General features: G+C 35.3%; 11 protein-coding genes and 1 pseudogene. 11 read left to right on the top strand and 1 reads right to left on the bottom strand.

Annotation, left to right across the window (positions count from 1 at the left end):
- The first annotated feature begins 12 nt into the window (after nucleotides 1-12).
- From JJQ93_RS09245 to JJQ93_RS09235, 3 genes are all read left to right on the top strand, one after another.
- On the top strand, nucleotides 13-1,371 hold the full coding sequence (locus tag JJQ93_RS09245) for a PTS fructose transporter subunit IIC (protein ID WP_085113456.1): 1,359 nt from the start codon (nucleotides 13-15) through the stop codon (nucleotides 1,369-1,371).
- Between the two features lie 480 nt (nucleotides 1,372-1,851).
- On the top strand, nucleotides 1,852-8,256 hold the full coding sequence (locus JJQ93_RS09240) for a pectinesterase family protein (protein ID WP_274893572.1): 6,405 nt from the start codon (nucleotides 1,852-1,854) through the stop codon (nucleotides 8,254-8,256).
- Between the two features lie 169 nt (nucleotides 8,257-8,425).
- Complete coding sequence (locus JJQ93_RS09235) at nucleotides 8,426-9,466, top strand: LacI family DNA-binding transcriptional regulator (RefSeq protein ID WP_274893571.1); 1,041 nt, start codon at nucleotides 8,426-8,428, stop codon at nucleotides 9,464-9,466.
- Nucleotides 9,467-9,593: 127 nt separating this feature from the next.
- On the opposite strand, the gene JJQ93_RS09230 is transcribed toward JJQ93_RS09235, so the two are convergent.
- On the bottom strand, nucleotides 9,594-10,967 hold the full coding sequence (locus JJQ93_RS09230) for an IS4 family transposase (protein WP_274893570.1): 1,374 nt from the start codon (nucleotides 10,965-10,967) through the stop codon (nucleotides 9,594-9,596).
- A 517-nt stretch (nucleotides 10,968-11,484) separates the two neighbouring features.
- On the opposite strand from JJQ93_RS09230, the gene JJQ93_RS09225 reads away from it, so the two are divergent.
- From JJQ93_RS09225 to JJQ93_RS09190, 8 genes and pseudogenes are all read left to right on the top strand, one after another.
- Entirely contained in the window at nucleotides 11,485-12,864 is a 1,380-nt protein-coding gene (locus tag JJQ93_RS09225; RefSeq protein ID WP_274893568.1) for a sugar ABC transporter substrate-binding protein, read from the top strand.
- Between the two features lie 63 nt (nucleotides 12,865-12,927).
- Nucleotides 12,928-13,860, top strand: a complete 933-nt coding sequence (locus JJQ93_RS09220; RefSeq protein ID WP_253666010.1) for a carbohydrate ABC transporter permease — start codon at nucleotides 12,928-12,930, stop codon at nucleotides 13,858-13,860.
- 14 nt (nucleotides 13,861-13,874) lie between these two features.
- Nucleotides 13,875-14,774, top strand: coding sequence for a carbohydrate ABC transporter permease (locus tag JJQ93_RS09215; RefSeq protein WP_253666011.1), 900 nt, complete (start codon nucleotides 13,875-13,877; stop codon nucleotides 14,772-14,774).
- A gap of 29 nt (nucleotides 14,775-14,803) precedes the next feature.
- A complete protein-coding gene (locus tag JJQ93_RS09210; protein ID WP_274893567.1) occupies nucleotides 14,804-16,144 on the top strand; it encodes a GH1 family beta-glucosidase in 1,341 nt (446 codons plus the stop codon).
- Nucleotides 16,145-16,225: 81 nt separating this feature from the next.
- Nucleotides 16,226-16,376, top strand: a pseudogene (locus tag JJQ93_RS09205) (ISLre2-like element ISTxy1 family transposase); the annotation flags it as partial.
- A 168-nt stretch (nucleotides 16,377-16,544) separates the two neighbouring features.
- A complete protein-coding gene (locus tag JJQ93_RS09200) occupies nucleotides 16,545-17,555 on the top strand; it encodes a glycoside hydrolase family 5 protein (protein ID WP_274894086.1) in 1,011 nt (336 codons plus the stop codon).
- A gap of 616 nt (nucleotides 17,556-18,171) precedes the next feature.
- Entirely contained in the window at nucleotides 18,172-19,920 is a 1,749-nt protein-coding gene (locus tag JJQ93_RS09195) for an ABC transporter ATP-binding protein (RefSeq protein WP_274893566.1), read from the top strand.
- 29 nt (nucleotides 19,921-19,949) lie between these two features.
- On the top strand, nucleotides 19,950-21,734 hold the full coding sequence (locus JJQ93_RS09190) for an ABC transporter ATP-binding protein (RefSeq protein WP_274893565.1): 1,785 nt from the start codon (nucleotides 19,950-19,952) through the stop codon (nucleotides 21,732-21,734).
- Nucleotides 21,735-21,930: the final 196 nt, after the last annotated feature.

The raw sequence follows: 21,930 nt of genomic DNA, 5'->3' as shown, positions 1-21,930 counted from the left end.
GGGGGATTTTTGATGAAAAAGATTGTCGCCATTACTGCATGCCCTACAGGTATAGCCCATACCTATATGGCTGCAGAAAACTTAGAAATGGCAGGTAAAGAGCTTAATGTGGCTATAAAAGTTGAGACACAAGGGTCTATAGGGGCAGAAAATCAATTGACAGAAAACGACATAAATGAAGCGGATGCGGTCATAATTGCTGCCGCGACAAAAGTCGACAAGTCCCGCTTCGAAGGTAAACCTATACTGGAAGTTCCAGTTGAGGAAGCTATAAAAAATCCGAAAGAATTGATTGAAAAAGCATTGAAGATGGAAAAACCAAAGAATTACGTAGAAAAAGTGGAAAAGATTCACGAAGAAAGGGCCAGCCAAAGGACAGGCGCTTATAAGCACTTGATGACAGGTGTATCATACATGATACCATTCGTAGTAGCAGGAGGTATATCCATAGCACTTTCATTCCTATGGGGATACAAGGCATTTCAGGTGCCAGGAACATTGCCTGCTGCATTGATGCAAATTGGCGGTGGCTCTGCATTCGCACTTATGGTTCCAATACTTTCGGGATTTTTGGCTTATTCTATAGCAGATAGACCTGGACTTGTACCAGGTATGGTAGGTGGTATGTTAGCAGTATCAACTGGTGCAGGATTTTTAGGCGGTATCATATCTGGTTTTCTTGCTGGTTATACAGTCTACTACCTGAAAAAGACCATAAAATTGCCTAAGACGATGGAGGGCTTAATGCCAGTTCTTATACTACCTGTATTATCGACGCTTATCGTAGGCCTTCTCATGATATACGTTGTTGGTACGCCTATGAAGACCATAATGACAGGTCTTACAAATTGGCTTAAAGGCATGAGCTCTACAAATGCAGTCATATTTGGCGCACTATTAGGACTCATGATGGCATTTGACATGGGTGGTCCTGTCAACAAGACAGCATACACATTTGCAACAGGTCTTTTGGCATCAAATGTGTTTATGCCTATGGCAGCGGTTATGGCTGCAGGAATGACACCGCCTTTAGGATTGGCACTTGCCACAGTCATATTTAAAAATAGATTTACGAAAGAAGAAAGAGAAGCAGGTAAAGCGGCATGGGTTTTAGGTGCATCATTTATAACAGAAGGTGCTATACCGTTTGCTGCAGCAGATCCATTTAGAGTAATACCATCCATCATGGTAGGATCCGCAGTTACAGGTGCACTTTCCATGTTGTTCCATATAGAACTTAGAGCGCCACACGGCGGAATATTCGTAATACCAATCGCTGTATCAAATCCGCTTTTGTACATTCTTGCTATACTTGTCGGCATGGTCGTGACAGCCTTCATGATAGGACTTTTGAAAAAGAAAGTATCGTGATTTATATAAAACATCGCTCCAGAATATGGGGCGATTTTTTTGTTGCTATTGACATTTGGTGTGATAAGATATATAATAAATTACGAAGAAAGTGTTCACGTTAACAATTTATTAAGAGATATTTAGATAAAAAGTTAAATAAAAATAAAAATAATCTAAAATATGTCAATCTAATAATTTTAATCTTATAAATGATAATTATTTATATATCATAGTATCTTTTGCTGTTGTTTTCTATTGTTTTGTAAAATTTCTGAATCTTTATATTTTTTTCAATAAACATCTTTGATAATTAAAATTGTTAACGTGTGCATAAGACTTTAAATTCCTTTTATGGACTTCTTAAGCGCTGTCAAAAACTCTTTACGCACAATTTTGTTAACTGATGCGAATTTTGAAGATGGGAGGTGAAAAGGTTTATAATTTGATTTTAATTTAAGCTGGAAAAATAATTGATATCTTGTCTTAGGAGGGAAAATGATGGGTATAGGAAAGAAACTTAATAGCTTCGTTTCATTCTTATTGGCATTTCTCATGGTGTTTACAATGCCAATGAGTAAAGCATTTGCAGATACTACTTCTTCTGGACCGGCAGCACCTGTTGATCTTCAAGTTTTATCAGGTTCTGTAACCGATACAGGCTTTACTCTTGTCTGGCACAAACCGGACAATTACAGCGATATTACCGACTACAAGATAACGGTAAGCGATAGCGTCTATGAACAAGTGTACTATGCAAGTGAGAATCAAACTGTTGCAAGCCAGTATATAAAGCAATTTTACGATAATAATGTCGGGGATTTAAAGGATGACAATGGAAATACTGTGATGAGTGCATATAAGATTTCTATGCATTCATTTGTGCTTACAGGGCTTAAACCTAATACACTGTATACGATTCAAGTACAATCTGTAGATGCTAATGGCAATACATCAACGCCAGTTACAATAACTCAAAGCACTGCGCCTTCAATACCGAGTGAAAACATCATAAATATAGAGTCAACAGGCGCTATAGGTGATGGCGTGCTGGCGGACGATGTAAATGGAATACCGTCATCAGGTACTTTAAATACGGCAGCAATACAAAAGGCGATTGACGAATGTCCAGACGGTGGCGTTGTATTGGTGCCTGCAGGGAAAATATTTGTCACAGGACCTATACATCTTAAAAGCAATATGACACTTGATGTAGAAGGTACGCTTTTAGGTACCACAGATCCAAACCAATATCCAAATCCATACGATACTGATACGAGCCAAGTAGGACAGAAGTCAGCGCCTCTTATTTCTACAGTCAGCACGGATGTGTACGGTAATACGATACAGTATCAAAATATAAGGATTGTAGGACATGGCGTGATAAACGGCAATGGATGGGCGCAAGTTTCCAGCAAAGATACCAGCGTGCCTATTGATGATCAGTTTGATCAGTATCAAAAGGGAAATAGCAGCAACATATCGACTACTGCGAAAAACCACCTTGCCTTAAATCAGTTTAATAAATATTCATCTCAAGGCACCAGCAATGCCTATGCTACAAGGTCTAACTTGATGGTATTTAACAATGTCAATGGGCTTTACATCGGTGACGGGCTTACGGTGACAAATCCGTCTTTCCATACAATATCTGTCACGAATTCGCAGAATGTTGTTTTAAACCAATTGATTGCCTCAACTTATGACTGCAATAATGGTGATGGCATAGATTTTGGCAACAGCACAGGTTTGACTGTTGTAAATTCTGTATTCAATACAGGGGATGACGATGTAAACTTCGATGCAGGCGTTGGACTTTCAGGTGAACAAAACCCTCCAACGGGAGATGCATGGGTGTTTGACAACTACTTTGGCAGAGGACATGGTGTAATAGCCATGGGCAGCCATACTGCAGCGTGGATTCAGAACATCTTAGCTGAGGATAACGTCATAAATGGAACCGCTATAGGGCTAAGAGGTAAATCTCAAAGCGGCAATGGAGGAGGCGCAAGAAATATTACATTTAGAGATAGTGCCCTTGCGTATATAACAGATAATGATGGTTCACCATTCTTGCTAACGGATGGATATTCAAGCGCATTGCCTACAGATACCAGCAATTGGGCTCCAGATGAACCGACATTCCACGATATCAAAGTTCAAAACTGTACTGTTAATGGTTCTAAAAAATATGCTATATTGATTCAGGGTGCTCCGGATGGTTTTGATTACAATATTACTTTTGACAATGTCGCCTTTGGAGCAGGAACATATCAAACAAAGATATCATATTTGAAGAATAGTACATTCAAAGACGTGGTATTTTACGGTTCAACGCCAAATTACGACGGCGATAAAACTACGCCTGTAAATCCTTGGTTTTTTGTTCACTCAAGTGGTCTTCAATTTTTAGGAACTACGACACAGCCGTCTATACCAGAGTGGCCATCGGATAACACTGCAACAGTATCAAATGTCACATATAATAGTGCGTCGATTAAATGGTCAAATGCTGCTTCTGGTACATTTACAGGATACCAACTAATTGGTAATGACGGTGTAATATTGGCAAAGGTAGACGCAAATACTACATCGTACGGTCTCACAGGGCTTACACCAGATACAAATTATACAATAACTGTTGAAGCTACTGATGATCAAAATAATACAATATTTGGACCTATGGTTACTTTTACTACTGCTAAAGGCAGCAGCAGCGATAATGGGCGAGGAACTGAAACAATAGATTATAACAAAATAGATGTGTGGGATTTTGGTGCAGAACAATTGGATCCTGCAAAATATAATAATAAAATTACAGTCGACATTATAAATAGTCTATATCCGGGTGTTACACCAGGTACATCAGGTGTTAATATAAATGGTTTTACTCTTAATAACGGCGAGTTTTTGTTCAATGATGGAGGAAAGCTGAATACTCACAGACTTAGAACTATAAATACACAACTTACTCGATATGATCAAAAATCATTGAAAAGCAGCGATGGAAGTACGACATACACTGGATACCTTTATTCAAATTCTAGTGGTAACCCTAATGTATACCTTGGCGTCTATCTCTACAAAGATGACATTGTGACATTGGTTGTTGCTTCAAATGGCAATCCTTCTACAATTGCTTTTGAATCACCGAGCGGTAAAGTATCTACGCAAGTTCATACTTTAGGTTCCAGTACCGCAAGCGTAATGACATTTTATGCATCTGAAGAAGGCCTTTACAAGATATACTCTAAAGATGAAAAACTCGTAGTGGCTAGAGTTTACAGACAGCATACAAGACCTGTAACAGTAAGTGGTACAGTGACGGCACCGTCAGGTCTTACAAACTACGGAATAACATTTACCAATAGGCAGACAGGTGAAGTTACGACTGCTGATGTAGTAGATGGCAAATATAGTGCCACTTTAAATGAAAATTACGACTACGATGTAAGCCTTTTTAATGCCAATGGATATATAATAACAGGGCCTAAATCGCTGTCTATAGCTAATGGTGCTGGTGGTCAGACTTTTAATGTCAATATTGAAGCTGTTTCGCTTGTTACAATAGGTGGTCACATAATAGGACTTCCATCAGATGAATTAGCAAAACTTAAATTGAATTTTTCATCATCAACTACTTATATGCCAGAAATAAATATATCTAATGATGGTTCATATACTGTTCAACTTGAAAGTGGTGTGACATACACAATAGACGCGGAAGGCGTTAATGATTATACTCTTAATGAAAATACTATAAGTGCAACAAGCGATGAAACACATGATTTTGTTTTTACAGCAAAGCCAACCTACCAGGTTACATTAAATATATCTGGAATTGATGATACTATTAAAAACAATGCTGTAATAACATTCACAAACGTAAATGAAGTAGGTTATAGCTATTCATTTAATTTGACTGATAATAATATTAAATTAAGAAATGGACAATATAAAATAACAATAAGTGGTATTGGTGAATATCCCGTAGTATTAGCACCAACTCCTGATTTAAAAATTAAAGATGCACCTGCCACAGCAAATTTGGATTTCAAATCAATGACAAAATGGTACTTTGCAATTTATAATTCGATTTCTTCAGGTCCAGGAATTGAAACAATAAATGGATCTAAGTATTATTTAGGGCTTAAATTATCTAATAGTGGTGTTTCAGAGAATAATTATTACTTACTGCTTTCTAAAGGTGGAACAATTGATGTTCCTGTAAAGTTGGGAGATATTGTCTTAGTAAGCTATACAAGTAGTGCAGCATTTACTTTTGACAATAACGATGCTACAAAAGTAGATGTAAATCTTGGAAGCACTAATCAAATAAAAACGGCTACTTATGTAGCGCCTTCAGAAGGATATGTTACAATATCGGGTATTGAAGGGAATAATAGCACACAGACATATTTGACTAGTATTAGAGTCTATACACCAGTACCATATAGAGAAACAATAACTGTTGGTTCAACAGGACGTGATTATACAACTATAAATGATGCATTAGATGCAATAAGAGCTATGAATCGTCCAAATAATGAGAGAGTTACTGTTGAAATAGATCCAGGTAATTATGAAGAAATGTTAGTTGTAGATGTGCCAAATGTTACTATAAAAAATGCAAGTACACAGCCAAGCATTAATTTGACAAACGAAGGCGTTGGAATTGACCAAAATGCAGTAAGGATAACTTCATATTATGGTACAGGGTATAGCTACTATAGTATGGGTCCTGATGGTAAGTATCATGCTGATTTATTAGCAGTAAATAAAGCAAATGGATATCTCTCTTATCATAATCCTGGAGCAGGTACAACTAATGGTAGCTTTTGGAATGCCACAGTTGTGATTTATGCGGACGGATTTGAAGCTGATGGGATTATATTTGAAAACTCCTTTAATCAGTATATCTCAGACAAAGAAGCAAATGATATAGTTGTACCAGAAGCTGGAAACAAAGGCATTAGACCTACAACATTTGGAGATACTTCAGTACAGAATAAATCTTATGTTGAGAGGGCAGCAGCATTAGCAATTGCAGACAATGCAAAAGAAATTTATTTTAACAATTGTAGATTTGTTGGAAGGCAAGATACATTGTATGGCGGTAATGGTGCAATTGCAGCATTTAATAAAAGTGCTATTATGGGATCAACTGATTATATATTTGGCCCAATGACTGCTGTGTTTTACAAATCTCAACTTGTTATGAATACTAGTGATGCAAGTAATGATGTAGCGTATATTACAGCAGCTCAACAGTCTTCAGGCAGAGGCTTTTTGATGTACAATTGTACCATTACATCAACGACACCTGGTGTTGATACGGCCTCTACAAAACATTCTAAACCCGGATATTTTGGAAGACCATGGTTAGCAAACACTAGTGAAGTTGTGTTTGACAAAACGATTATTGAGCCAACTGATTATTATGGAGACTTGCAGTCGTTAATTCAACCAGCTGGATGGCTTTCGACGCTTGGCGGAACATCGCCTAAGATGTATGAATATGATACTATGGAGAGTTTAGCAGGTGTTAACAATTCATCACAACGCGTTTCATGGTCTACAGTTTTAAGAGACGGAAAGTTATTAGATGGAACAGATATTTCCACTGCAGATAAGGCCATAACAGCATTTCTTGGAGATTGGAGACCTTTTGAAATTGATGCACAAGATGACGTTGCTGTTATTGTAAATCCTGGCAATAATAACGGTAACACCGGAAATACAAGTAGCGGTACAGGCAATACGAGAAGCACAAGCGGCAATAGCAGCAGTGCAAACAATGCAATCGGAACAGTCAATAAAAATGGAAATGTCATTACATGGACGCTTGATGTACAAAAAGCAAAAGACCTTATAAACAATACAAAAGACAAGAATGTAGTATTGGACCTTACAACGCTTGGAACAAGTCAGCAAAAAGTTGTTGAAATTCCAAAAGAAATTTTGACTGCCAGTGCTGATGGTGACAAAGACATCGTTATAAAATCTGACAACGCATCAATAGTATTGTCAAAAGATACATTAGATACAAGTCAGATAGCGACTGGGGTTAATATATCTATAAAAGACAACGGAAAGCCAAATGCATCAAATTACGTACCACTTTCTAATGCGATAGACATAAGCATTAAATCAGACAGTGGAAATGTAGCATTAACCAAACCGGTAGAGGTGACATTAAATATATCAAAAGCTGACGATCCAAGAAAAGTTGCGGTGTACTACTACAATCCGACAACAAATCAATGGGAGTATGTTGGAGGAAAAATAGATAAAGAGGCAAATACAATAACATTCAACGCAACACACTTCTCACAGTATACTGTATTAGAATACGACAAGACATTTGATGACATAAAAGATAACTGGGCAAAAGACGATATAGAAGTATTAGCATCAAGGCATATAGTAGAAGGAATAACAGATACTCAGTATGCGCCAAACAAAACAGTAACGAGAGCAGAATTCACAGCAATGATACTGAAGCTATTAAACATAAAAGAAGAAGCATACAATGGAGAATTCAGCGATGTAAAGAGTGGAGATTGGTATGCAAATACAATAGAAGCAGCATACAAAGCGGGCATAATCGAAGGAGACGGAAAGAATGTAAGGCCAAATGACAGCATAACAAGAGAAGAGATGACGGCAATAGCCATGAGGGCGTATGAGATGATGACACAGTACAAAGAAGAGAATATAGGTGCAACATCATTTAGCGACGATAAATCCATAAGCGACTGGGCAAGAAACGTAGTTGCGAATGCAGCCAAATTGGGAATAGTGAATGGAGAGCCCAACAACATGTTTGAGCCTAAAGGCATAGCTACAAGAGCAGAAGCGGCAGCTATCATATACGGATTACTAGACAAAAGTGGAAACATATAATAATTTTGCCTGCCAACACTTCGCAAGAAGCTGTTGGCAGTTTATTTGTTAGCGTATAAATGTTGACATTGTAAGACACAAGACATCCTTTTTATTTTTAAAAAATATGTTATAATAAAAATAAACACGAGTTTACAATTCAACTGAATAATCAAAAGGAGAAGTAAATATGAATAGTAAAGAAATAGCAAAAATTGCTGGTGTTTCACGCAGTACTGTTTCAAGAGTAATTAATAATTATCCAAATGTTCCCCCTGATACAAGAGAGAAAGTATTAAAAATTATTAAAGAATATAATTATGTTCCACACGCATCGGCGAGAATGTTAAGAGGAAAATCTTCTAAAACGATAGGTCTTGTCATAGTTGATATAAAAAAAGATTCAGATATACATAATGTATATGATAATGTCTATTTTGGACCTTTTACAACAGCAGTAATAGATTCTGCAAATCAGCTCGGTTATAATGTCCTTGTTACAACGGTTTATAAAGTTAAAGATTATAAAAAAGTAAAAGAAATTTTTTATAACAAAACAATCAGTGGAGCAATATTCGTTGGTGTTAAAAATGATGATCCGGAAATAAAAAATCTTATTGAAGGTGGACTTAAAATAGCGATTGTAGATCAAGAAATAAAAGAAGGAGATGATATTTTTGGTAAGAGTATTATTGTAAACATGGATAACATAAATGGAGCTTATGAAGCTACAAAATATCTTATTAATTTAGGACATAGAGAAATAGCTCACATAACAGGAGACATGGATAAATTGTCTGGCTTTGCAAGATTTGAAGGATATAAAAAAGCATTAAATGAAGCAGATATTTCTTATGATTCTCGTTTAGTTGTAAAAGGAAATTTTATAGAAGAGAGTGGATATAATGCCGCACATAAACTTTTTAAAAAAGCAAAACCGACTGCAATTTTTGCTTCAAATGATCAGATGGCTATAGGCGCTATGCAAGCACTTGAAGAAATGGGATATAAGGTGCCCGAAGATGTTTCAATAATTGGATTTGATGATATAACTATATCACGTTATGTAAAACCTGCATTAACAACAATGAATGTTTCGCTTTTACAAATGGCGGAATTATGTGTAGAGAATTTAGTTAAATCAATTGAGGGTGAGTCTGAAATTATAGCAAAATTTCTAGTTTCAGCAAAGCTAGTAGAGAGAGAATCTTGTATGAAAATTAGTTATTAGATTTTTTTAATTATTTTTTCAAAAGAAGTTTTTTAAAATTATAAAACTCAAACTTCGCACATAGATAATTACTCTGTTCCTTGAAAACTTAATACTTTGCCAGAAAAAAGTATAGTAATTCACGCAATTATGCACATTTTGGGAGTCTTTCCTTAAGTTCTTTTGGAATCGCAGCCATAAAAGCATTAAGTAATTGGTCCAGCTGCTCCGAAGTCAGCGATAGTTTATCTGCTATTGTATCTAAGAATACTTGCATAAGCAGATGAAAAGCCTGAATCAATGTAATATCAGACATTTCATCCTGTATGTAGTAAAATATCTCTCCCATTGTTCGCAAATCTGATGATCGGCGGTTCTCTAGTGCAAGCATCATGTATCTGGTAAATACTATTGCTGTATGTGCTGTCATCGCATCGTAAGATAATGAATTACATTCTTTGCTGAGCTTCAAGTATGATTTACACACTTTGAAAAAGACTTCTATATCCCAGCGCTTTCCGTATATACGAATGATTTCATCCTCATTAAGGTTCATATCTGTGGTAATAAGCGCCAGGTAGTCTTTTCGCTTATTCTTGTTTCGGACAAATACAATTCTAGCAGGAATAGATTTTCCGTCTTTTTCAAGGGAGACTTCCACGGATAACAGATATCTCGACCTACCTCTTCTTTTTCTGTTTTGCTTGTATATTGCCGTTAACGGCTGCATTATTCCATTATATAGGTAATGCATCTTTGATGTTTTCTTCGCCATTGCAATGATATCATAGCCCATCTCTTTAATAGCAATCAAAGAAGAAGGAGAACAAAACCAAGTGTCAAACAATACATAGGATGCTGGAATCATTGCCTTTTTAGCGGCCTTTATTAATTCCAGAACTACGGCTGTTGCTTTGGTTTGGGCTAAATTCCTTCTTAAATACCCGGCGGATCGCTTGTCCATAGTTATAGCTTCATTGATACGATTCTTTTGATTTTCGGTAGATAAAAGACATCCATTGACTGGGAGAAAAGTATTTCCATCTGACCATCCGAGTGTAAGTAGGCGAAAGCCATACTTGTATGTTTTCTTAGCATGGTCATATACTTTTGCTAGTAGCTCTACTTTTTTAGAGCTAGAGCGTTCGAACAAAGAGTCATCCACAATAAGAACATTTACACGTTTATCGCTTGTTAACCCAGTAATTGTTTCATTTATAATCTGCGCGCTAAGCCAAGTAGTAAACCGGATCCAATTGATATGGATAGAGTTTAAGAGTCTGTAAACCGTGTCCTTCTTAAAACCAGCCTGATTTGTACCCATTAGCATATTCATATACATAGATCTATTGGTGAAGATCATACTGAATAAGTACTCAAAAATGAAAATAACCGGAATACCCTTGCTTTTGTAAGCATTCGATAATCTTAAAGCAGCCGAAATTCTATATTTTTTGAAAAAACTTTTAATCGAAGTAGAAACCTTATTATCAATTTGGTAATTTTGTGTTATACTATTCATAGCATGAGCCTCCAATTGGTTTATTTTTTAGATAATTCAATTATACCAAAAATGGAGGTCTCATGCTATTTTATAGGCAAATAATATTGAATTATCAAGGTACAGAGCTACTTTTATAAGTGCGAAGTTTGAGTTATAAAACAAAAAAATGGTATTGACAATAGACAAAATAAACTGTATAATTTAGATAAACACGTGTTTATTAACATAATATATTAAAAGCTGTCAAAGCTATAAAAAGTTATTTTTGTGATATTGAATCTAAATTTTGGAGAAACCTAGCAAATTTTTGATTATGCTAACACGGAAAATTTTAACTTTAGATGTTTAGCATTAATTAGCACAACTTGCTGAATTAAATTTAGATATATTTATAAGTATTTCTTGTGGTTATTATTTTTCTTTTTAATTTTTATTTGAATTGTTATATCTTAAAAAGATATAAAACGAATAATAAAGGGTCAACCTTTATTATATATAATTATAAACACGTGTTAATCTTAAAGGAGGTTTATCTATGTACAAAAAAGTTCTTGCTATTTTTTTAGTGCTTGTGATTGCACTAGGTGTTTTAGCTGGTTGTGGTAGTTCATCAACTCAAACTAATGGTGGCAGCAATAATCAATCTAAAAGCACATCTTCTCAGAAAGTCACTTTGCAAGTTTGGATTATGCCTAATAGTCCTCAAAGCGCTAGCGATTTTTTAAATGTTGTGAAACCATTTACAGATGCCAATCCTAACATCAACATAAAAGTAACAGTTTTGGATTGGGGATCTGCATGGACAAAAATTACTACAGCAGCAACGAGTGGCATCGGTCCAGATGTATTACAGCTTGGTACAACGTGGGTTCCTGCTATTGCTTCGATGGGTGCACTTGAAGATTTGACAGATAAGGTTTCTGATTTAGGAGGAGCGAGTGCTTTTTTACCTGCAGCATGGAATTCAACAAGTATTAAAGACTCTGGTAAAACGTCTGCAGTACCATGGTTTGTTGATACTAGAGGAATATTTTATAGAACAGATGTATTTCAGAAAGCTGGGATAGATCCAAAACAAGCTTTTGCTACATGGGATTCTTTTTTAGATACTGCTAAAAAGATTAACAATATTGACATTAATGGTCAAAAGGTAGCTGCTATTGGTATACCTGGAAAAAATGACTGGAATGTGGTGCATAATTTTGCCCCATGGATATGGGGTGCAGGTGGTGATTATTTATCACCAGATGGTAAACATGCGGCGTTTAATAGCCAAGCAGCTTTAAAAGGAATCGATTTTTACACAAGTCTTGCATTGCAAGGATTAGTGCCTAAAGCTGCACTTGAAAAAAATTCTTCTGATGTTGAAAGTCTTTTTGCAAAAGGACAATTTGCAATGATTTTTTCGGGTCCTTGGTTAGTAAAAAACCTTTCAACACCGGCTGATAAAGGTGGAATGGCAGATACTATAGCGGCTAAAAATTATGCAGTTGCTAATTTGCCAGAAGGTCCTGCTGGAAGATATTCTTTCTTTGGTGGTAGTGATCTAGCAATATTCAAAGCATCAACGCATAAAATAGAAGCTTACAATTTGCTTAAATACCTTGTAACAAAAGAAGCACAAGTAAATTATGCAAAAGTATCAGGTATGCTTCCTGCATTAAAAGAAGCTCTTAATGATCCTTATATAGCATCAGATCCTCATATGTCAGTATTTAAGGATATTGCTCAGTATGGTCGTTCATATCCTGCAGTACCTGCATGGGGACAAATAGAGAATATATTGCTTACACATTTAGGTAATGTGTGGGATGATGTAGCTGGTGTAAAGGGACCATTTAATCAGAATATGATAGCTGATGAAATGAACAAAGCCGCTGAAGAGGTAGATGGAGCATTGCAACAATCGAAATAATAAAATTTGAGGAGTATTGTTGCAATTTGCAATAATACTCCTAATAAAAAGGAGTTGATCTAATTGGGTTATCTAAAACAAAATATAAAAAAGAATAAATTGGCTTATATACTTATTTTGCCTGCTATCATTGCAATGCTTATGATTCACTTTATTCCGATGACTGAAGGATTGTATATTTCGCTGTTAAAGTTAAACCAGTATACGTTATTAAAATTTTTACATGCCCCTTTTGTTGGATTAGGAAATTTTTATACAATATTATTTGATCCGTCTAGTACATTGAGAATTGGATTCATGGATGCAGTCAGAAATACGATTATCTATACCATAGTTACTAATTTATCAGTTCTGATAATTGGATTGTGGCTTGCTCATGTTTTAAAGCAAGAATTTAAAGGGAGAGGCATAGCACGTACATTGCTTTTGTTGCCTTGGGTTGTACCTTCATATGTTGTAGGTATGCTTTGGGGCTTTATGTGGAGGCAGGATAGTGGTATTATAAACAAGATTCTTGTGGATTATCTTCATCTTTTACCACATAAACCATTTTGGCTTATTGGGCCAAATGTTTTAATAGCAATAATTATCCCAACGATATGGAGATCGTTTCCGATGACCATGATAATGCTACTAGCTGCTTTACAGACGATATCAGATGATTATTATGAAGCAGCTGAAATCGATGGTGCTACAAGTTGGCAAAAACTTATATACGTTACATTACCATTTTTAAAACCGGTTATTGGTACTTTAATACTTTTCGGTATGATTGGCAGTATTTACTCTTATAATATTGTTGCGATGATGTTTGGAAATGGTGCTGGATACCCGGGAGATTGGGGAGATTTAGTCATGACAAATATTTCAAGAAATTCATTTAATATGTGGCAATTTGGGACTGGTGCTGCTGCATCTGTCATGCTAATGATAGCTGTACTAACATTAACGGGTATATGGTATAAAGTATTTAAAGACTCACTAACAATGGAGTAAAGGGGGAAATTATTTTGATTACAAAAAAAGTGGTCTTACAAAAAGATACCAAAAAAAGGTTCAATTATAGACAAAAGAAAAAGATAAAAAGATTTTTTTCGCTTGCAATGTTATGGATATTTATTGTGTTAACAATATTTCCCATAATATGGATGGTTGTATCATCAACAAGTGATCAGGAAGGTTTACTGACAGGAAAAATACAACCACAACTGAAAAATATTTTAACTAATTATCATGATATGTGGACAAATATTAATTTTGGTTTATATTTTAGGAATAGTCTTATTATTGATGCGTCAACTACAATAATTGCTTTGTCAATTGCAATTTTAGCGGGTTATGCATTAGCTAGGTTTAAATTTATAGGTTCAAATTTGTTTGGTGTTGCAACACTTGGCACACAGATGATTCCAGGTATATTATTTTTACTTCCTCTATATTTGATATTTCTTCAAATTCAGCAGACATTTGGTATAAAAATGGTGAATACTTATCGTGGGATTATTATAACGTATTCTGCATTTTATATTCCATTCAGTATATGGATTTTAAGAGGTTTTTTTGCATCTATACCTTTAGAGATAGAGGAAGCAGCAAGGATAGACGGATGTACACAGTTTAGTGCGTTTATACGTGTGATTTTACCATTAGCTATACCTGGTATAATAGCAGCTGCTATTTATATTTTCTTGATGGCATGGGATGAGCTTTTATTTGCATGGGTATTAACTACATCAGCAGATGTTCAAACTATACCTGTCGGTATAAGGTTATTTGTAGGCAATTATCAAAATAGATATGATTTACTTATGGCTGCATCTACAGTTGTTACAATACCAGTCGCTTTAATATTTTTCTTGTTGCAGAAATATTTTATTAGCGGAATGACGGCAGGGGCTGTAAAAGGTTAAGCTTATTATAAAAGACAGGAGTGATTATAATGGCTAATTTTCCAAAAGATTTTTTGTTTGGAACAGCAACATCATCATATCAAATAGAAGGGGCAGTAAGTGAAGATGGCAGAACGCCTTCTATATGGGATACATTTTCAAAAATTAATGGTATGACATATAATGGTGATACTGGGGATATAGCTTGTGATCATTATCACAGATATAAAGAAGATATTGGAATATTAAAGGAAATAGGTGTAAAAGCGTATAGATTTTCTATAGCATGGCCAAGAATTTTTCCGGATAGAGGAAAATTTAATCCTAAAGGAATGGATTTCTATAAAAAGTTAATAGAAGAGTTGTTAAAGAATGATATAACGCCTGTTGCTACAATATATCATTGGGATTTACCTCAATGGGCAGGTGATATGGATGGATGGCTTAATAGCGAATGCATAAACTGGTATTTAGAATATTCTTCAAAATTATTTGAAGAGATAGGTGACATAATTCCAATGTGGATTACACATAATGAACCATGGTGTGCGTCAATATTAAGCTATGGAATTGGGGAGCATGCACCGGGACATAAAGATTATAGAGAAGGATTAATTGCAGCACATCATATATTACTATCTCATGGAAAAGCGGTAAAAGTTTTTAGAGACATGAATATAAAAAATAGCCAAATAGGAATAGCTTTGAATTTAACACCTGCATATCCGGCAACAGAAACAAAGGAAGATAATTTAGCAGCTAAATATGCTGATGGTTTTACTAATAGATGGTTTCTGGATCCAATATTTAAAGGGAACTATCCAGTAGATATGATAGAATTGTTCAAAAAAGAAATCGGAGAATTTGACTTTATAAAAAGCGATGATTTAGGTATTATAAATCAACCGATAGACTTTTTAGGAATTAACTTTTATACAAGATCAATTGTTAAGTATAGTGAAAAATCTATGTTAAAAGGGATAGGAGTGGAAGGACCTGGTGCTAAGACAGATATGAGTTGGGAGATAAGCCCTGAATCACTGTATGATCTTTTAAAAAGACTTGGTAAAGAGTATTCAAGAATACCAATTTATATAACTGAAAATGGAGCAGCATTTAAAGATATAATAACGGAAGATGGTAAGGTTCATGATCAGGAAAGGATAGAATATATAAAAGAACATCTGAAATATGCCAATAAATTTATTGAAGAAGGAGGAAATTTAAAAGGATATTTTTTATGGTCGCTTTTGGACAATTTTGAATGGGCTTATGGATATTCAAAGAGGTTTGGTATTGTTTATGTAGATTTTGAAACGCAAAGGAGAATTTTAAAAGATAGTGCTATTTGGTACAAAGAAGTAATAAACAGAGCTTCAATTGTTTTTTAAGTTTCTATGTCTCAGTGTAAAATTTTATCTAGGTAAAAAAACAGGAAAATTTTGATGAGATTTAGAAAGAAGATCCACTATTTATCTCTGAAAGATGTTGTATTAAAACAGCAATATGAAAACTTAAAGCAAATAGAACTACCAAAAAACAGTGTATAAAGCAAAACAGCAACAAAAGAAAATTAAATCAATTTATGAAAGCATGATAAGCTTGCCAACATTGCAAAAAAAATATTGGAAGGGAGACGAGGTTTTGAATAAATGGCATATTAACAAATGGTACTTTTTTGTAGGTACGCTTGTTATATTTGCTATAATTATAAGTCTAATCTTAAAAAATACATCTTTAACCTTTGGTAGTTATGATCGGGAAAAATTTCCTCATCTAATAGGGAATTCTATGGTAAAAAAACCTTCATTAGCGGGTAGACTTAAAATTATAGAAATAGGTGGTAGAAAGACACTGGGGGATCAGCACGGTAATCCAATACAGCTGAGAGGAATGAGCACACACGGATTGCAGTGGTTTCCACAAATTATTAATAACAATGCTTTCTCTGCATTATCGAAAGATTGGGAAGCAAATGTAATCAGATTAGCTATGTATGTTGGTGAAGGCGGTTATTCTACAGATCCAAGTGTTAAAGAAAAGGTTATAGAAGGAATAAATTTAGCGATTAAAAATGATATGTATGTAATAGTTGACTGGCATGTTTTGAATCCTGGCGATCCAAACGCAAAGATATATAGTGGTGCAAAAGAATTTTTTAAAGAAATAGCTAGTAAATATCCAAATGATTTACATATTATATATGAGCTCGCTAATGAACCAAATCCAACAGAATCAGATATAACAAATGATATTACAGGGTGGGAAAAAGTAAAAAAATATGCAGAGCCAATTATAAAAATGTTAAGAGATATGGGAAATGAAAATATAATAATTGTTGGAAGTCCAGAATGGAGTACAAGACCTGATTTAGCGGTAAATGATCCTATCAATGATAAAAATGTTATGTATAGTGCTCATTTTTATACTGGAAGTGCTAGTGTATGGGAAAATGGCAATAAAGGACATATTGCTAGAAACATTGAAAAAGCACTCGGAAATGGCTTAGCCGTATTTGTTACAGAATGGGGCACCAGTGAAGCAAGTGGAGATGGAGGCCCGTATTTAAATGAAGCTGATGAATGGCTGGAGTTTTTAAATTCTAATAATATTAGCTGGGTTAATTGGTCATTAGCAAATAAAAATGAAGCTTCAGCCGCATTTTTACCAACTACTTCTTTGGATCCTGGTAATGGTAAAGTGTGGGCAGTAAATCAATTGAGCCTTTCAGGAGAATATGTAAGAGCTAGAATAAAGGGAATTTCTTATAAACCTATTTCTCGCGAGACAATGGGAAAATAATTTATCAAAATCTATAAAACTGAAGGTGGTGTCGAGATTGAAAAAAACCACCGATCTTTAGGACATTGAAAACATAAAAGATGAGTTTATTATTCTGAAAGGTCACGGGTATGAAGCAGTAAGTAAGTTTGTCCCCATCGATTAGTGAAGGTAAATTAAAATTAAAGTTTTTAGGAATATTATTGATAATAATAGTCATAAGTTCCTAATAGCTACTATTTTAAAAATGTATATGGAAGTACGATATAGGCAGGAAAAGAAAGCTGATCATCCTAAGAATTTTTTCACAAATTTGTTGCAATTGTTTTGTCCTAAATGTTATAATATCTGTAGTTTCTCTTTGAAAGGAAAGATTGTGATGATTAAGGGTGTTCTTAAATAAGCCATTAGACTGAAAATGGCAAAAGTATGGCATTTTGTTTTGTAGCCGTAAATTTATGGTAATTTATTGGCTTTGTTTGCTATACTTTAAATTGTTTAAGAACACAGTCAAAACACGATCTTTGCTTTTATGCACGATAATTGTACCTATGATTATTGTGTATCGAAGTTTGCTTAAAAAGACTGTATAAGACTATGTTCTTGTACAGTCTTTATTTCTTAAGGGGGGATTTTTTTGAGGAGAGTTTTAAAATACGTCTTAAGGTACAAATTATACGTGATAGTGCCGTCTATTGCCATGGTATTGGCAATCGCACTTGATATGTTTAATCCATACCTACAGGAGGTAATTACTGATAAGGTCTTTTTAGGCGGTGACAAGAGCCTTCTTTGGCCAATTTTGTGGGCTTTTATTGCCATCACAGCAGTGAGGACCGTATTAGGATACTTAAGAGAGTATATATTTGATGTGCTGTCAGCAAAGATAAGCGTAGACATAAAGAAGGACCTTTTTGACCACATTCAAAGCCTTCCTTTTAGCTTTTTTGATAATATGAATACAGGTGAGCTTATGTCCAGGATAGGTGAAGATGTTGACAATGTGTGGAGGAGCATATCATTTGGCATAAGGCTTTTTATCGAAAACATGATATATTTTATCACTGCATCAACAATACTCTTTTTTATAAACTGGAAGCTTACTTTAGTAAGTCTTTTGGGAATGCCTATCATTGGATATCTTGCGCTTCAGTTTGAAAAGAAGATTGGCATATCTTATGGGAAACTAAGCGACCAAGGTGTGCTTATGAATACGGCGGCACAGGAGAATATAGCTGGCGTAAGGCTTGTGAAGGCTTTTGCGAGAGAAAAGTACGAGATCATGAAATTTTTAAACTTAAATAATGAAAATTTTGAGCTTAGCATGGAGCAAAACAGGATAGTGGCTAAGTATTTTCCGCCTATAGATTTTTTGACGAATTTTTCTATCGTCATATTAGTGGTCTTTGGTGGCATGTTGGTAATCAGAAGCTCTCTATCTATTGGAGAATTGGTGGCTTTTAGCGGATATATATACATGCTTATATGGCCTATGAGAATGCTGGGATTTTTGACAAATCTGATTGCACAGTCAGATGCGTCAGCTAAAAAGATAATGAGGATCATGGACATAGTTCCATCTATAAAAGACAGTGAAGATTCTGTAAGGATAAAAGAATTAAAAGGTGATGTGGAGTTTAAGCATGTGTTTTTTAAGTACAATGATGATATGGTTTTAAAAGATATAAATTTCAAGGTTTCAGCAGGTCAAACTGTTGCCATAATGGGCACTACCGGCTCTGGAAAGTCATCTTTGGTAAATCTCATCGGGAGGTATTACGATGTCTCTGATGGGGCTGTGTACGTTGACGGCTATGACGTAAGAAATATAAATCTTCACGATTTGAGAAGCCAGATGGCGGTGGTGCAGCAAGATACATTCTTATTTTCTGAAAGCATTGAAGAAAATGTGAGATTTGGAAAAGAAGATGCTTCGTTTGAAGAAGTAAAGGAAGCATTAAGATTGGCCTGTGCAGATGATTTTGTTGAGGATTTTGACGACAAGTACGATACGATAGTAGGTGAAAGGGGCATAGGATTATCAGGTGGTCAAAAGCAAAGGATAGCTATTGCCAGAGCCCTTATAAGGGATGCCAAGATATTGATACTTGATGATGCCACATCTGCTCTTGACATGGATACGGAATTTAGGCTTTTAAAAAATTTAAGTGAAAGGCGAAAAAATGCTACGACATTTATTATTGCTCACAGAATATCGGCTGTTAAAAACGCAGACATGATACTTTACATGGAAGACGGACGAATCGTTGAGAAAGGAACGCATGATGAGCTTTTAGGAAAAAGAGGCAGGTACTATGAGATTTACTTAGAGCAGTTTAAAGATTTTAGCGATGAAGAGTACGGTATACCGGATGCTTGCAGCTAAAATATTTGTAAAAAGAGGGAGGCGGGAAAATGGCTAAAAATACGGTGAAGCAAGACGAAGACTTAAGGCGAATGTCAAATTTCGTCATATTGAAAAGGCTTTTTAGTTACCTTGGAAAATATAAATTTAAGGTATTTGTGGTGATAATGTTTTTGATATTTGAGATGGCTGTAAGCTTGATAAATCCAGTTCTTATGAAGACGGCTATTGACAAAAACATACGAAATGGCGATATAAATGGTCTATTCATAATCGGTATTTTGATGGTGGTATTAAATTTTCTATCAATGATGGCGTCAAGAACCAGGATAGTGAAGATGGCATCTGTCACAAATGACATACTTTTAAATATAAGGCACGAACTATATAGCCACATACAAAAGCTTTCGTTTTCATTTTTTGACTCCAGGCCAGTAGGCAAAATTTTGGCAAGGGTCATAGGAGATGTTAATTCACTGCAGGATTTATTTAACAACAGCGTTACAAACTTTATACCACAGATTCTTACAGTAATATGTGTTGGTGCCATGATGTTTTATTTAAACAGCAAATTGGCTTTGGCTTCTATGATATTGTTGCCGATGCTTGTGATTGGTCTTTTTTCGGTAGAGACTTTATCGAGAAGAAGATGGCAGGAATTTAGAAGAAAGAGATCTACATTTAATGCGTACACACATGAAGATTTTTCAGGGATAAAAGTCGTGCAGGAGTTTGCAAATGAAGACAAGACTTCTTCAGTGTTCTTTAAGCTTGTCAAGGATATGATGGACAGTTTTATTAAAGCTGTAAGATTGAATGACCTTTTTTGGCCTATGGTTGATGCGTCTTATGGGATTGGGGCTGTCATACTTTATTATTTTAGCGCAAAGTTTATGGGATACGGCATTACAATCGGGACAATAATAGCATTTACCATGTATATAGGCATGTTCTGGAGGCCTATACTTGATATAAGCAATTTTTACAATAGCTTAGTCATGTCGTTTGCATCTGCAGAGAGAATATTTGAGATAATGGACATTGAGCCAGATATTGTAGACATGAAAAATGCCATTAAGATGCCTAAGATCAAGGGAAATGTTGAGTTTAAAAATGTCACGTTTGGCTATGAAAATGGCAGTGTTGTCTTAGATGATGTAAGCTTTAAAGTGAACGCTGGTGAGACCATAGCACTTGTTGGACCTACTGGCGCAGGAAAGACTACGATTGTAAATCTCATAAGCCGTTTTTACGATCCGTCTAAAGGAGCTGTCTTGATAGATGGTAAAGACATAAAGCATGTGGAGCTGGAGTCGCTGAGAAGTCAGATGGGCATAATGTTGCAGGATACGTTTTTGTTTTCGGCTACAATAAAGGAAAATATAAGGTACGGAAAGCTGGATGCTACAGACGAGGAAATCATAGCTGCAGCAAAAGCCGTAAATGCCCATGAATTCATAATGAAGATGGAAAAAGGCTATGATACAGAGGTAAACGAGAGAGGATCAAGGCTTTCTGTAGGACAAAGACAACTTATATCATTTGCAAGAGCGCTTCTGGCAAATCCGAGAATATTGATTTTGGATGAAGCTACATCTAACATAGACACTCAGACGGAAAGGCTTGTGCAAAAAGGTATAAAGAGGCTCCTTTCAGGAAGGACGTCTTTTGTCATAGCCCATAGGCTTTCTACCATAAGGGATGCCGATAGGATAATGGTGGTAGATGGAGGGAGAATCGTAGAAGTAGGGACTCATGATGAGCTTATGAATCGTAGAGGCCTTTATTACGACCTCTACATGTCACAGTACAAATTTTTAAGTGAAGGAGCTTAAAATATATAGGCGGAGGGTGAATATTTCATCTTCCGCTATTTTTATCTATCACATAAATTTCACAAAATTTTCACATCAAAACTATAAAGTCCAGTTGTAGTATTGTTTACATAGAATAAGTGAAAATGATGGGGATGATAGGATGTCGAAGTTGTTGACAAAAGAAGAGGAAAAAAATTTATTTGAAAGGACAAGA

This window comes from Thermoanaerobacterium sp. R66, from assembly GCF_028895185.1.
Lineage (GTDB): Bacteria > Bacillota > Thermoanaerobacteria > Thermoanaerobacterales > Thermoanaerobacteraceae > Thermoanaerobacterium.
The sequence above is the reverse complement of the archived record's forward strand: the minus strand, read 5'-3'. Positions and strand labels throughout refer to the sequence as shown.